General features: G+C 65.5%; 10 protein-coding genes. 4 read left to right on the forward strand and 6 right to left on the reverse strand.

Annotation, left to right across the window (positions count from 1 at the left end; all coding sequences use genetic code 11):
• Window positions 1–35: 35 nt before the first annotated feature.
• Both Q4F91_RS03110 and Q4F91_RS03115 read right to left on the reverse strand, forming a co-directional pair.
• The gene (locus Q4F91_RS03110) at window positions 36–818 is read right to left on the reverse strand and encodes a peptidylprolyl isomerase (RefSeq protein ID WP_303334455.1); all 783 of its coding nucleotides are present in this window, start codon (window positions 816–818) and stop codon (window positions 36–38) included.
• Between the two features lie 84 nt (window positions 819–902).
• Complete coding sequence (locus Q4F91_RS03115; protein WP_303334457.1) at window positions 903–1,508, reverse strand: septation protein A; 606 nt, start codon at window positions 1,506–1,508, stop codon at window positions 903–905.
• A 274-nt stretch (window positions 1,509–1,782) separates the two neighbouring features.
• Here Q4F91_RS03115 and Q4F91_RS03120 point away from each other — a divergent pair, with 274 nt between their 5' ends.
• The 3 genes from Q4F91_RS03120 to Q4F91_RS03130 all read left to right on the forward strand — a co-directional run bounded on the left by Q4F91_RS03120 (window position 1,783) and on the right by Q4F91_RS03130 (window position 6,827).
• Window positions 1,783–4,539, forward strand: a complete 2,757-nt coding sequence (locus Q4F91_RS03120) for a pitrilysin family protein (RefSeq protein ID WP_303334459.1) — start codon at window positions 1,783–1,785, stop codon at window positions 4,537–4,539.
• Between the two features lie 126 nt (window positions 4,540–4,665).
• Window positions 4,666–5,088 carry a GNAT family N-acetyltransferase gene (locus Q4F91_RS03125; protein WP_303334461.1) on the forward strand — a complete coding sequence of 141 codons (423 nt, stop codon included), beginning with the start codon at window positions 4,666–4,668 and terminating at the stop codon, window positions 5,086–5,088.
• Window positions 5,089–5,114: 26 nt separating this feature from the next.
• Window positions 5,115–6,827: a restriction endonuclease subunit S gene (locus tag Q4F91_RS03130; RefSeq protein WP_303334463.1), complete on the forward strand. Its 1,713-nt coding sequence runs from the start codon at window positions 5,115–5,117 to the stop codon at window positions 6,825–6,827.
• Window positions 6,828–6,907: 80 nt separating this feature from the next.
• Here the strand turns inward: Q4F91_RS03130 and serB are convergent, their stop codons facing one another.
• Window positions 6,908–7,852: a phosphoserine phosphatase SerB gene (serB, locus tag Q4F91_RS03135; RefSeq protein WP_303334465.1), complete on the reverse strand. Its 945-nt coding sequence runs from the start codon at window positions 7,850–7,852 to the stop codon at window positions 6,908–6,910.
• A gap of 317 nt (window positions 7,853–8,169) precedes the next feature.
• The gene (locus Q4F91_RS03140; RefSeq protein WP_303334467.1) at window positions 8,170–9,585 is read right to left on the reverse strand and encodes a flavocytochrome c; all 1,416 of its coding nucleotides are present in this window, start codon (window positions 9,583–9,585) and stop codon (window positions 8,170–8,172) included.
• Window positions 9,586–10,027: 442 nt separating this feature from the next.
• Between Q4F91_RS03140 and Q4F91_RS03145 the strand changes: the two genes are divergently transcribed.
• Complete coding sequence (locus Q4F91_RS03145) at window positions 10,028–10,864, forward strand: DNA-processing protein DprA (protein ID WP_303334469.1); 837 nt, start codon at window positions 10,028–10,030, stop codon at window positions 10,862–10,864.
• A gap of 134 nt (window positions 10,865–10,998) precedes the next feature.
• Here Q4F91_RS03145 and Q4F91_RS03150 read toward each other — a convergent pair whose 3' ends face one another.
• Together Q4F91_RS03150 and Q4F91_RS03155 are read right to left on the reverse strand one after the other, a co-directional pair.
• Entirely contained in the window at window positions 10,999–11,346 is a 348-nt protein-coding gene (locus Q4F91_RS03150; RefSeq protein ID WP_303334472.1) for a cytochrome c3 family protein, read from the reverse strand.
• 225 nt (window positions 11,347–11,571) lie between these two features.
• Complete coding sequence (locus Q4F91_RS03155) at window positions 11,572–13,122, reverse strand: flavocytochrome c (protein ID WP_303334474.1); 1,551 nt, start codon at window positions 13,120–13,122, stop codon at window positions 11,572–11,574.
• Window positions 13,123–13,526: the final 404 nt, after the last annotated feature.

Genomic DNA, 13,526 nt, shown 5'->3' on the forward strand with positions numbered 1-13,526 from the left:
GGGCTTCTTCGTAATGGCGTCTCAGGTCAGGCGGATCAGCGGATCTCGGCCTTCTTCAGGATTTCCTGGAAGCGGGCGTCGTTTTTCTGATTGGCGATCGCGGTGCGCAGGAACCCCTTCCTCTGATCGTAGGACGGGAAGAGCTGGGCCTTGCGCTTCGCCTCAAGCTTCACGACGTGGAAGCCGAACTGCGTGCGGACCGGCTCCTGGGCGAGCTCGCCCGCCTTGAGGGCGGAGAACGTGGCGCCGAAGGACGGAACGACCGTGGCCGGGACGATCCAGCCGAGGAGGCCGCCCTGGGCCTTCGAGGCGGTGTCCTCGGAGAACTCCTGGGCGAGCTTGCCGAAGTCGCTGCCCTTCTTCAGGCGCGAGATCAGGTTCTTCGCCTGGTCCTCGGTCTTCACGAGGATGTGGCGGACCTGGTACTCGGTGTCGCCGTAGGCGGCCTTCTCCTGGTCATAGGCCTTGCGGAGCTCCTGCTCGGAGACCGGGTTCTTGCGGGCCCATTCCTGGGCGAGGCCCTGGATGAGGATGGTCTTGCGGGCCTCGTCGATCTGGAACTTCACGTCGGGGTTGTTCTCGATCTTGGCCTTCTTGGCTTCCTGCAGCAGCACGGTGCGCTGGATCAGGCTGTTCTTGACATTGCGCTCGAGCTGCTCGCCGGCGGGCTGGCCGGAGGCGACGAGACGGTCGTAGATCGCCTTCTGGGTGGCGACGGAAACGGTCTCACCGTTGACCTTGAAGGCCTTGAATTCGGCCTGAGCGGCACCGGTCGCGAGAAGAACGGCAGCGCCGATGGCAAAAACTTTCTTGTTCATTTCTAGGTGCTCAAAAAAGCCCTGCAGAGCCGGGCGCACCGGGATAGCGACGCGGCAGGGAGGGCATTGCATGCTGTGATTCAATCAATTCTGCCCATCGGTGCTTTGCTTTGTCATCCACACCGCCGCGCCAATTGTAAAAATCAATGTCAAGCTGAGGAGTCCGAAGAGCTTGAAGTCGACCCAGATTTCCGTGGGGAACGTGTAGGCGACGATGAGGTTGATGACGCCCACGACGAGGAAGAAGACGATCCACATCCACTGCAGCTTCGCCCAGGCGGCGTCGGGCATTTTGATCGCCTCCTTCATCAGCATGCGGATGAAGTTGCGGCCGGTGAGGCTGCCCCAGGAGAGGATGGCGCAGAAGATCCAGTAGAGGATCGTGGGCTTCCACTTGATGAACATCTCGTTCTTGAGCCACAGCGTCAGTCCGCCGAAGACGACGATGACGGCGAGACTGATCCAGAGCATCGGCTCGATCTTCCTGCCGCGGAGCTTCAGCCACCCGATCTGCAGGAACGTGGCGACGATCGCCGTCACGGTGGCGAGGAAGACCGGGGCGGTCGCGGCGGTGACGCCGTCGCCGAGGATCCCCGCGGCGATCGAGAGCGCCTCGTCGGGGAAGTGCTCGGCTCCCTTGAAGGCGCCGAAGAAGAGGATGACGGGGAAGAGGTCGAAGAGAAGCTTCATTGGGGAACAGGGACCGGGAAGTTTCAGGATGTCGGGGGATCAGGAGCGGCAGGATAGCGCGAAGCGGGCCCGGGCGTGATCCGCTGGGCCCGGGAAAAGCGCGCGGGAGCCGCGCGAAACGGTGCCTCAGACGGTAACATCTCGGAACGCAATCCCACAGTCCCCTTGCAGTGCGGCCGCTAAGGTTAACCGCAATTGCCTGAAGAGACGCATTCCGTCCCGCATCCCCTTCGAAGATAGGAGGGTGAGGCGCGGCGGTTCTTGTGAGGAACACATGCATCCAGTGAAAAACTTTCTGCTCGCCGCGGCCTGCGCCGCGGCGTTCACGGGCGGCGCCGTCGCGTCGGCCGGCGAGGAGAATAAAAACATGAATGAACAACCGGCGCCTTATGTGACGGTCGAGGGCATTTCGGAGTACAGACTCGAGAACGGCCTGAGGGTGGTGCTCTACCCGGACGCCTCGAAGCCCACCGCCACGGTCAACATGACCTATCTCGTGGGCTCCCGCCAGGAGAACTACGGCGAGACCGGCATGGCGCACCTCCTCGAGCACCTGATGTTCAAGGGCTCGAAGAACTACCCGAACCCGACTGCGGAGTTCACGCGCCGCGGCTTCCGCATGAACGGCTCGACGTGGCTCGACCGCACGAACTACTTCGTGAGCTTCACGGCGACCGACGACAACATGCGCTGGGCGCTCGGCTGGCAGGCCGACGCGATGGTCAACTCCTTCATCGCGCAGAAGGACCTCGACACCGAGATGACCGTCGTGCGCAACGAGTACGAGATGGGCGAGAACCGCCCGATCTCGGTGATGATGAAGCGCATGCAGAGCGTGATGTTCGACTGGCAGAGCTACGGGCGCTCGACGATCGGCGCGAGGAGCGACATCGAGAACGTCGAGATCCGCAACCTCCAGGCCTTCTACCATCTCTATTACCAGCCCGACAACGCGGTGCTCACCGTGTCGGGCAAGTTCGAGCCCGCCCAGGTCCTCGCCTGGGTCAACGAGCTCTTCGGGCCGATCCCGAAGCCTGCGCGCGTGCTCCCGAAGGAGTGGACCGTCGAACCGACCGCAGACGGCGAGCGTGAGTTCTTCATCCGCCGCAAGGGCGAGTCGCAGCTCGTGGCCGTGGGCTACCGCATCCCGTCCGCGCTCTCTGACGACTACGAACCGGCCGCCATGGCGGCCGAGATCCTCGCCGACGCCCCGACCGGCCGCCTCTACAAGGCCCTGGTCGAGACCGGCATGGCCTCGCAGGTCTTCGGCTGGCCGATCGCCGCGCAGAAGCCCGGCTTCGTCATGTTCGGCGCCATGGTGAAAAAGGAGGACGACATCGAGGCGGTGAAGACGAAGCTCATCGCCGAGATCGAGGGCGCCTTCGAGCGCGCCGCCGCCACCGACGAGGAGGTGAACCGCCAGAAGGCCGATCAGGAGACGATGTTCGAGCGCACGCTCTCGGATCCCGAGGAGTTCGGCGTCGAGATCTCCGACTACATCGCGCTCGGCGACTGGCGCCTCTTCTTCGCGGACCGCGAGAGCGTGAAGGCCGTGAAGCCCGAGGACGTGACCCGCGCCGCCTCGAAGTACTTCGTGCGTGACAACCGCGTGGTCGGCCTCTTCGTGCCCACCGACGAGCCGAAGCGCGCCGAGATCGCCGCCGCCCCGACCGCAGAGGAGCTCCTCTCCCGCTTCACCTTCTCCGAGAAGGGCGCCGAGGCCGAGGCCTTCGACCCCTCGCAGGACAACATCGACGCCCGCACCCGCTTGGTCGAGGCGGGCGGCGTGCGCCTCGCGCTCCTGCCGAAGAAGAACCGCGGCGGCACGGTCGTCGTCAAGATGCGCTTCAACGTGGGCGACAACAAGTCGCTCTCGAGGAGCGCCATCCCGATGCTCGCGAGCTCGATGATCACCCGCGGCACGTCGACGATGACGCGCGACCAGATCGAGGACGCCTTCACGGCGCTCAAGATCGACGGCACGCCCTTCAGCTTCACGACGGACCGCGAGCACCTCGCCGATGCGCTCAAGCTCGTGGGGTCGCTGCTGACCGACTCGACCTACCCCGAGAAGGAGTTCGAGACGCTGCGCTCGCAGACCATCGCCGGTCTGCAGTCCCGCTCGGACGATCCGGGCACGAAGGGCCGTGACGCCATGGCGCGCCACTTCAACACCTATCCCGAGGGCGACGCCCGCCGTCAGGAGACGAGCGAGGAGCTCATCGCCGACCTGAAGCGCCTGACGCTCGAGGACGTGAAGGGCTACTACACCCGCGTCTTCGGTCTCTCGAAGGGCTACATCGCCGTCGTGGGCGACTTTGATGCCGACCAAGTCGAAGCCGAGTTGAAGGCCGTGGTCATCGACCGCAAGAAGGCCGAGGTTCCCTTTGACCGCGTCATCGCCGAGTACCGCCCGGTCGAGCCCGCCCGCATCGTGATCGACACGCCGGAGAAGGAAAACGCGATGCTCTTCGCGCGCATCGACCTTCCCGCGACGCTCACGGACGCCGACATGCCGGCCCTCATCACGGCCGACTGGATCATCGGCGGCTCCGACGGTCTCTCGAACCGCATCGTCAACCGTCTGCGCCAGAAGGAGGGTCTCTCCTACGGCGCCGGCTCGGGCGTGACGATCCCGCCCTTCGGCAACCGCGCGAAGTGGTCCGTCGGCGCCATCGTCGCGCCGCAGAACCTCGCCCAGGCCGAGAAGAGCCTGCGCGACGAGCTCGCCAAGGCCTACAAGGACGGCATCACCGCCGAGGAGCTCGCCGAGGCGAAGCGCGGCCTCATTGAGAGCCGTGCGGTGAACCGCGCCCAGGACGGTCTCATCGCCTCGAACTGGATCAACAACCTCGAGCGCGGCGTGACCTGGCAGTTCTCCAAGGAGACCGAGGCAGCGATCGAGAAGCTCACCGTCGAGGACGTGAACCGCGCCGTCAGGCGCTTCGCCGACCCGGAGAAGCTCACCTTCGTGCTCGCGGGCGATCTCGCCAAGGCGAAGGCCGCCGGCAAGGACTTCTCGCAGCAGTGATGGTCCATGGCTGAGGCCGGAGGATTTCTCTCCGGCCCCGGTTGGCCCGATAATGACCCGGACGGCTCCGGGAAGGCGTTCGACCTTCCGGATCCGGCCGGGTTTATGTTTTTTGGGGAACAGGAAATGAAGATTGAGATCGAGTCGGGCGACTGGAAGAAGCTCGAGCATCCCGCCTCGCGCGTGCGCCTCATGGTGTTCGTCGCCGAGCAGAAGGTGCCGAAGGAGGAGGAGATCGACGATCTCGACCCGGTCTCGACGCACTTCGTCGCCTGGGACGAGCGCCATATGACGCTCGGCTGCGCGAGGCTCACGCCCGACGGACACATCGGACGCCTCGCGGTCCTGCGCCCCTTCCGTGCAAGGGGCGTGGGCGCCGCGCTCCTCGAGGCGGTGCTCGCCGAGGCGAGGAAGCGGGGGCTCCCCGAGGCGGTGCTCCACGCCCAGACCCATGCGCGCGGCTTCTACGAGCGTTACGGTTTCGCCGCCGAGGGCAACGAGTTTGACGAATGCGGCATCCCGCACATCCGGATGCGGCTTGCGCTCTGAAATTTTGTTTTTTCGGGAAATCCGCCATGAATTTGAAAGCTGTCACCGCCGATGAATACTGGCGCGAGCTCTCCGCCCGGACCCGCATCGAGCCCCCGGCTCTGCTGATGATCACGGCCGCGGCGATGGCGGAGCCCGGGCAGGGCGGCGGCGGCAGGGTGAGCCTCAGGGGCACGGAGTCCTTGAGGCGTTTCGTCACGGAGCGCTGCCCCTGGCTTGGGCGACTCACCTGGAACATCGCGGTTCCGCCGGAGCCGATCGAAATCGAGCTCCCCGAGGCCGTTCTTCTTGATCCCCGGGCGCTCGCCGAGTCGTACTTCAGGCTCTTCCGCCGCAGCTTCACGCGCAGGGCGGAGATCCGCGACGAACTCGCCCGGGTCGCCGTCGACTGGCTTGTCCGCGACGATCCTCAGGATGATCCCTGTAGCGGCGTCTGGGTCGCGGGCGAATCGCGGGCCTTCCTGCTCGCGGTGCGCCTGCTGCTCGAGGGGAGAAGCGTCCGTCTCGCCACTCCCTCGGTGATGCTCGCGCAGCTCTTTCTGGCGCTGCGCGCCTTCTCCTTCAACGCAGAGGCCAGGGTGCTTGAGCCCGGAGAGGGCGCGCTCGCCCGTCTCGACGGGCCGGTCTTCTCGGTTCCCGAGCCCAACACGGAGGAGGAGGCCCCTCGCCTCGGGAAATATTCGCTCGATGAGCTCAACTATGCCGAAGCGGCAGCGGAGTGCCCCGGCCGACTCGCGGTGCTCGTCTCGGGAGGCATGCTTTACCGGACCTTGGGTGACGACGTCGCGGTGAAGCGCCGTCTGCTCGAGTCGGGGCGCGTCCGTTTCAGCATCGCCTTTCCGATCGGCGCCGGCGCCGCGTCGGGCGTCGAGACCTTCGGGCTGCTCCTCTGCGGGGAGCGCGGTGACGAACGCCCCGGGGTCACGCTCATTGACTTCGTGAAGCCCGAGGGCGGCCGCACCGGCCGCGGCGGCTGGCCCGCTGACGCCGCGGAGGCCCTCGACGGCCTTCTTGCCGGCCGCGAGACCGCGCTCCTTGACCATGCCGCGGTTCCCGTCCCGAGGCTTCTCGAGCGCCAGTGCGCGCTCACGGTGGGCGAATACCTCCAGGCCCCCGGGGATGACGGCATCGACGCGCTCTTGAAAGAGCGCGGTTCCCGTCCGCTCTCGGCCTTCTGCGAGGTGATCCGCTGCCACTCGCTCGGCGCGCGCGCCTCGTCGGGCGCGGGCGCGGTCTTCGAGGCGATGCCGAACGACCTGACGCTCGCCGGCGACCTCAGGCAGCCCGCAAAGCGGATCGACATCGAACCCGGCGACACGAATGCCGAGAGGCGGCTGAAGAAACAGATCCTGCAGCCGGGCGACCTGCTCATCACGCAGCGGGGGCGGATCGGCCAGGTCGGCATCGTCCGGGAGATCCCGGAGGGCGAGTGCTGGGCTGCCGGCCAGCTCTTCCTCGTTCTCCGCCTGAGGGCAGGGGGCCCGGTCGGGTCGCCCGAGTACCTGATGAAGTACCTCCTCTCGGACGCGGTGCAGAAGCGCCTCAAGCGCTTCACGAGCAACACGTCGGTCCCGCAGCTGCGGGCCGGGCAGCTCGAGAGCTTCCCCTTGCCGCTTCCGGACCCGGAGTCCGGCACCGCGGCGGCGGAACGGTCGGTCGAGAGGATCCGGGCGCTCGCCGCCGAGGTCGAGGACCTGCAGGAGCGGCTGCGCCAGGAGATGCAGAGTCTCACCGTCTGAGGCCCTGCCGTACAGAAGAGGAAAACCCCGGAATCGCGAAATTCCGGGGTTTTTCAAAGGGTTCGGTGACCGGATGACGGTCAGTTCATGTGGACGCCTGCGTGGGCGTCGGAAGCGGTCCCGGTCTCGGGAAAGTCGATCGGCAGCGCGTCCTTCCAGGCCTCGCGGAAGAGCAGGATGATCGCCTCAAGGCCGGCGTGGCGGATGGCGAGCTTCGCCTTCGCCTGCACGACGGGCTTCGCGTGGAAGGCGACGCCGAGGCCGGCGGCCTGGATCATCTCGAGGTCGTTCGCGCCGTCGCCGCAGCAGAGGGCCTGATCAATGGACGCGCCGAGGAGCTGCGTGAGCACCTCGACCGCGCGGCGCTTGCCGTCGGCGTCAAGGATCTTTCCGCCCGCCGGGCCGCGGACCTCGCCCGTGAGGCACCCGTCCTTGAGGACGAGCTCGTTGCTCACGGCGCCGGTCATGCCGAGGCGCTTCGCGATGGGGCGGGTGAGGTTGGTGAAGCCGCCCGAGACGACGTAGCACTGAATGCCGTTCCTCGCGGCGAACTTCATGAGCTCAGGCGCGCCGTGCGTGATGCGCACCGATTCGGTCGAGTGCGCGATCACGCTCTCGGGCTGGCCCTTGAGGAGCGCGACGCGGCGCTGCAGGTTCTCGGCGAAGGGCCAGTGGCCCTCCATCGCCTCGCGTGTCATGCGGCGGACTTCCTCGAGGCAGCCGGCCGCGGCGGCCATGTCGTCGATGCACTCGTTCTGGATGAGCGTGCTGTCCATGTCGAAGAAGAACGCCCGGAAGTTCTTGATGGAGAGACCGGCGCGGACTTCGAAATAGTCGGCCTCGTGGCGCTCGGCCTCGGCGGCGAGCGCCGCGAGCCCCTCGGCGTTTTCCTCGACGCCCTCGAGGCGGAGCGACGGCTCCGTGGGACGGTAGAGAACGCGCTGCGGGCGGAGGGCCGCGATGAGTTCGTGAAGCGGTCCGTGCTGGTGGTCAAGGTCGTGCCCGGTGAGGACGATGTCGAGCATTTGGTCTCCGATCAGGATGAAGGCGGTTTGTGGTTCGGTGCGCGTGAGTCTATCGCGTCGCGGGCGCGGCCGTGACTCCCTCGGCGCCGCAGAAAATGGAAAAGTCCGCCGCTTCGGTTCAGGAAGCGACGGACTTCAGGTGAAGTTTCCTTCAGCCGGAAAGGAGAAGGGAAGGGGGCGGGCCTTGTGAAGCTCTTACCTCAGGGTTCCGGCTTTCCGAATCCGGCCGTGCAAATCCGTCTTCGGTCAGCTGATCCTGCGGTGGAGCTCTGGCGGAGGCGTTCGCTTGTTCTTCAGTTCTCCTTCACACGCGGAAATTACTTCTTCTGGGCATCGAGGCCGCGGGCGTAGATGTACGCCTGCTGACCGGCGATGCGGCCGAACGTGACGATGTCAGCCTGGGCGTTGCCGCCGAGGCGGTTGCCGCCGTGCACGCCGCCCGTGATTTCACCCGCGGCGAAGAAGCCGGGGATGACCTTGCCCTCGACGTTGTAGACCTGGGTGAGCGGATCGATCTTGATGCCGCCCATCGTGTGGTGCACAGCCGGGGTGATGGCGATGGCGTAGAACGGGCCCTTGTCGAGGTCACGCGGCATGTCGGCGCGGCCGAAGGCATCCTTGCCGGCGGCCTTGCCGGCCTTCCAGGCGTCCATCGAGGCCTTCAGGTCAGCGGCGGGAACGCCCATCTTGCCGGCGATCTCGTCGAGCGTGGCGCCCGTCAGGCAGTAGGACTTCTTGATGTAGCCGTTCGTCGCCTTGAGCGACTTCTGCATGTCGGAGTCGAAGAACAGGTAGGCGATGCCGTCCTTCTGCTTGAGGATGGCGGCGGAGACCTTGTCGCGGGTCTCGAGCTCGTTGTAGAAGCGCTTGCCTTCCTTGTTGATGAGGATGGCGCCGTTGCCGCGGACGGCCTCGGTGATCATGTCACCGACGCCCGGGACCACGGTCGGGTGCGTCTGGATCTGCTCCATCTGGATCAGCTGGGCGCCGATCTTCTCCGCGAGGGTGATGCCGTCGCCGGTGGCACCCTTGTGGTTCGTCGTGTCGAAGCCCTTCAGGCGGGGCACGTACTTCGCGACGAGGTCGTTGTTCGCGCCGAAGCCGCCGGCGGCGTCAACCACGGCCTTGGAGTGGATGGTGTAGACGCCGTCCTTGCCCTTGACCTTGATGCCGACCACGGCACCGTCCTTCGTGAGGATCTCGGTGGCCTGGGTGTTCGTGCGCAGGTCAATGTTCAGGTTCTTGGCGGACGTGTAGAGGGTGCGGACAACCTCGGGGCCGACGAGCGCGCCGCCGGTCGGGCGGTGCGTACGGGGCTGGGTGGCGCCGGCCATCAGGCCGACGTCGCGGAGGTCACCGCCGTGGGCGAGGAGCCACTCGACGGACGAGGCCGACTTCTGGGCGAGCGTACGCACGAGAGCCGGGTCGTTGAGCCAGTGGCCGCCCTTCATCGTGTCGTAGAACATGATCTCGACGGAGTCCTTCGTGCCCTTGGCCTTCTGGAGCGCCGTCTCGGCGGCGTTCAGACCGCCGGCGGCACGGACGGTGTTGCCACCGACCATGGCCATCTTCTCAACGACGACGACCTTGGCGCCGAGCTCGGTCGCCTCGACGGCGGCGGAAAGACCCGCGCCGCCAGCGCCGATGACGGCGATGTCGACGTTGATGTCCTCGGCGGCGCCGGCCGTGCCAAAGCAGGCCGTGACGGCGGCTGCAACGAGAATCTTCTTCATGTTTGCTATCTCCTTTCTGTGTCGAAGCACGGAAGTGCGGACGGGCGCGCTTCTCTCTTCCGAAGGGACTTCCCTCCGTGCGCCCTGTCCGACAGGGACGGATGCACTGGATGCGGCATCCTTACAAAGAGTTAATGTTAACCCTTAAGGAGGAGAAAGAAAAGGAAAATTTTCCCCACGGGCTACCTACTACAGGGTATTCAAATGTAAGACCTCTTCATTCGTTTGACCTGACTGCAGTGGCAGACGTCTGCCGTGCTGTCCAACAGGAATCGCTCTCTCAGCAGTCCGCGACTCGGAATGTCCCGGAAAACGGCGCATTCATTTGTTGGGCAGAATATTCGTAAAATCCCTCTGCCACTAACTGGGTACTTCCGGCAAACGGGTAAAATGCTGACGTTTCGGCTTTTTTCGCCTGCCTGCCAGGCGTCTCGGAGGGATCATGGCTCGTCTTCAACCGGAGACATTCAGCGCGCTCTACTCAATGGAAGTCCGGGCGGGGTCCGGTCTCGGCGTCGCGGAACTGCGCGCGGAGCTCTCGGCCACGTTTCCCGAGGGCGCTCGGGTGCTCAAATGCACTGACGAGGACTATCCCGGGGCGCTCCTTGAACTCGCCGATCCGCCCGAGGTGCTCTGTGCCTTGGGCGACCTCGCCATCGCCGAGCGGCAGCTGCGCGTCTCGATCGTGGGTTCGCGGGATGCCTCGCCCGAGCGGCGCGAGGCCGCGCATGACGTCGCGGCCGACCTTGCCGCCCGCGGCGCCGTGATCGTCTCCGGCATGGCCGCGGGCATCGACCGCGCGGCGCACGAGGGCGCGCTCTCCGCCTGGACCCCGGAGCGCCGTCCGGGACGCACGATCGCCGTGCTCGGGACGCCCCTCTCCTTCCCGTGGCCGCCCGAGAACGCGCAGCTCTATTCCGAGATCACCGCGAGCGGTCTCGCGCTCTCCGAGTGTCCGCAGGCCGAGGGCCGGCGCTTCGACCCCGAGGAGCGCTCGAGGTCGCTCAAACGCCGCAACCGGCTCGTCGCCGCGCTCGGCGTCGGCACCCTCGTGATGGCCGCCCGGCCGGGATCGAGCACCCTGATCGAGGCCCGCGCCGCGCTCGCGCTCGGCCGCCCCGTGCTCATCTGGCACGAGGCCGCGGGCGAGGAGTGGGCTCGCTCCCTCATTGCCGAGAACCTCAGGGACGGCCAGGGCCGCGAGCTCGTCGGCGTCTTCGACTCCGCTCGCAGCGCCGAGCAGATCCTCTCGCCCTGGGCCCGCGTCTGGTGGCTCTGAGCCCGCGGGGGCAAAAAAATCCGGATTCCCTCTGAGAGGAGAATCCGGTCTTCAAGAAAGAAAAGGAGAGAAAAAGAGCTTCGCCGCGGCAGGAAGGAGAACAGAAAACCTGCCGCGAACCGAAGAAAAAGGGATCAGGGCACCTTGTAGCCGAACTGATGGCACTGGTCGCAGAAGTTCTCGCTTTCCTGGTGCATCAGGTGGCAGTTCGTGCAGTCGAGCGTGTTGCTGTAGTGGGGCGACACGTGCGGGTTCGTGGGCTTGATGTTCTTGGTCGAGGCAACAAGCTGGTCAAGGTTGTGGCAGCCCGTGCAGTTGTCGATCGTCGGCGTCTGCGGGTTCTTCATGTCCGGGCCGTGGCAGGACTGGCACTGCATGCCGAGCTTGACGTGCTGATCGGCGAGCTTTTCGCCGGCCTGGGCCGAGAAGGCAGTCAGGGCGAGCGCGCCCGCGAGGAGCGCGGTGAGAACGGTGCGTTTCATTTGTGGGGCCTCGTGGTCTGGCGCGGTCGTCTTCGAGACTTTTGACCGCCGGGGAAAAGGATGGGGGAGGACTTTGACGGGCGGGGAACCCGTCTGTCCCGTCGACTCCGGAAAGGCCTCGGTGATCACGGGGATCTGCCTTTCCGCAGTCGCTTTGAGGTTTGGGCTGCCCGGGAGGACAAGGAGTCAAATCCTCCCGGGCAGGACCTCAAAGGAATCGTTCGATTACATCTTGGCGAAGTTCTCGCCGGCGATCATGCCGAACGTGAGGGCGTCGATGACGGCCACCGTGCCGAGACGCGAGGCGCCGTGCACGCCGCCCGTGATCTCGCCGCCGGCGAAGAGGCCCTTGATCGGCTGGTGCGTCTGAGCGGAGATCACCTGAGCCTGCTCGTTGATCATCACGCCGCCCATGGTGTGGTGGATCTTCGGAGCGACTTCGATGCCGTAGAACGGGGGCTTCGAGACGTCAAGGCCGTTGCTGAACTTGAGGTTGCGGTGGAATTCCGGATCCTCGCCCTTCTTGATGAACTCGTTGTAGCGGGCGACCTGCTCAAGGAACGGGGCCTTGTTGACCTTGTAGTAGTCGGCGAGCTGCTCGAGCGTGTCGAACTTCTTCACAGTGCCCATCTCGAGCGGGAGCTTGACGAAGTTCGGGTTGATCGACTTGACGATGGCGTCGTCGGCGACGGCGATCGGGTAGTTCTCGTCGGTGCCGATGACCTTGAAGAGGGCGTCGGACTTGATCTTGCGGCCGGCGTGCTCATCCATGAAGCGCAGACCCGTCTTGCGGTCAACGACGATGCCGTAGTCCATGCAGGCGTGGTTGGTGAAGTTCACGGAGACGCCGAAGCCCTTCTCACGCGGGTTGCAGTACGGGAGGAACTGCAGCCAGCAGAGCTGGACGGGCTGGGCGCCGATGCCGAGGGCCTTCACGAGCACGCCGGCGGTGGCGCCGAGCTGGTTCGTGGAGTCGGTCGACGGAACGACGCGCGGATCCTGGGCCTGACGGAAGAAGATGTCGCGGGAGAAGCCGCCGGCGGCGAGCATGACGCCGAGCTTGGCGCGGACGGTCTTGGTCTTGCCGGTCTTGTTCTCGAGGTCGTCGCTCGCGAGCTTGGCGTTGAAGCGATAGCCCTCGCGGTAGGCGACGCCGACCACGGCGCCGTTCTCGACGATGAAGTCATCGAACTTGGCACGGGTCATGACCGTGACGTTCTTTTCCTTCTTGATGGCCTCGTACATCGGGCGGATGTAGCCCGAGCCCGTGCCGGCCTTGATCTCATAGGAGCGCGGCACGGAGTGGCCGGCCTCGAAGAGCATCTTGTTGGGAACGAACTCGGCGCCCGTCTCCTCGACGAACTTGATCGTGTCGTTGCAGCGGTCGGCGATGACGCCGAGGAGGTTCGGGTAGTTGATGCCGAGACCGTCCTTCAGGCAGTCGGCGATGAAGAGCTCCTTGCTGTCCTTGATGCCCTGGGCGGCCTGGACGGGGTTGACCGGGCAGGCGACGTTGCCGCCGCAGATCGCGGAGTTGCCGCCGACGACGCTCATCTTCTCGAGCATCAGGACGGACTTGCCGCCGCGGGCGGCCTTGAGGGCGCAGGCCATGCCGGCGAAGCCCGAGCCGATGATGACAACGTCGTACTCACCGTCGAACTTCTGGACCTGGGAGGCGGGGATGCCGGCGTTGGCGGCGGCGCTCGCCATCAGGGAGGCGGCGAGAGCGGCGCCCGACTTGAGCATGTTGCGGCGGTTGAGATTGATTTCAGACATCTTTCATTCCTTTGAAGTGTGGGGTTGGAACCTTTCGGTCCCCGCGCCGTGACCGGGCTGGTCGAAGTCCGTCAGGCGATGCAGTCATTCTGAAGTACCTCCGCTCCCCCGGAACTAGACCTTGGTCTAGGTCCGCCTCGACCTTTCTGCGGATCCGCTCTACGCCTTCCAGCGGATCCGGCAGCCGCCTCCCCCGGGGCATTCCGGCGGGGAAATCCATGCGGGACGGACGGAATCTCAGTGAAAAAACTGAGGAAACGCTTGCTCCCGTCGTGCATCGGCTACGAACCGACTCCGGATCAATCGCGCGGAATGTTGACTTCATACGTGACTACGTAGTGGGCGGTCGGGAGAACAATGCGGGTCAGCGGATGAGTGACCCAATAGAAGCTCATCGGCTGACA

This window comes from Sutterella sp., assembly GCF_030539355.1.
GTDB lineage: Bacteria > Pseudomonadota > Gammaproteobacteria > Burkholderiales > Burkholderiaceae_F > Sutterella.

Bases quoted from the DNA above. Each gene is read 5' to 3' on its own strand.
- Q4F91_RS03155 (WP_303334474.1), bottom strand. From the start codon at position 13,122: ATGTCTGAAATCAATCTCAACCGCCGCAACATGCTCAAGTCGGGCGCC.
- Q4F91_RS03115 (WP_303334457.1), bottom strand. From the start codon at position 1,508: ATGAAGCTTCTCTTCGACCTCTTCCCCGTCATCCTCTTCTTCGGCGCC.
- Q4F91_RS03120 (WP_303334459.1), top strand. From the start codon at position 1,783: ATGCATCCAGTGAAAAACTTTCTGCTCGCCGCGGCCTGCGCCGCGGCG.
- Q4F91_RS03145 (WP_303334469.1), top strand. From the start codon at position 10,028: ATGGCTCGTCTTCAACCGGAGACATTCAGCGCGCTCTACTCAATGGAA.
- Q4F91_RS03125 (WP_303334461.1), top strand. From the start codon at position 4,666: ATGAAGATTGAGATCGAGTCGGGCGACTGGAAGAAGCTCGAGCATCCC.
- Q4F91_RS03130 (WP_303334463.1), top strand. From the start codon at position 5,115: ATGAATTTGAAAGCTGTCACCGCCGATGAATACTGGCGCGAGCTCTCC.
- Q4F91_RS03150 (WP_303334472.1), bottom strand. From the start codon at position 11,346: ATGAAACGCACCGTTCTCACCGCGCTCCTCGCGGGCGCGCTCGCCCTG.
- serB (WP_303334465.1), bottom strand. From the start codon at position 7,852: ATGCTCGACATCGTCCTCACCGGGCACGACCTTGACCACCAGCACGGA.
- Q4F91_RS03110 (WP_303334455.1), bottom strand. From the start codon at position 818: ATGAACAAGAAAGTTTTTGCCATCGGCGCTGCCGTTCTTCTCGCGACC.
- Q4F91_RS03140 (WP_303334467.1), bottom strand. From the start codon at position 9,585: ATGAAGAAGATTCTCGTTGCAGCCGCCGTCACGGCCTGCTTTGGCACG.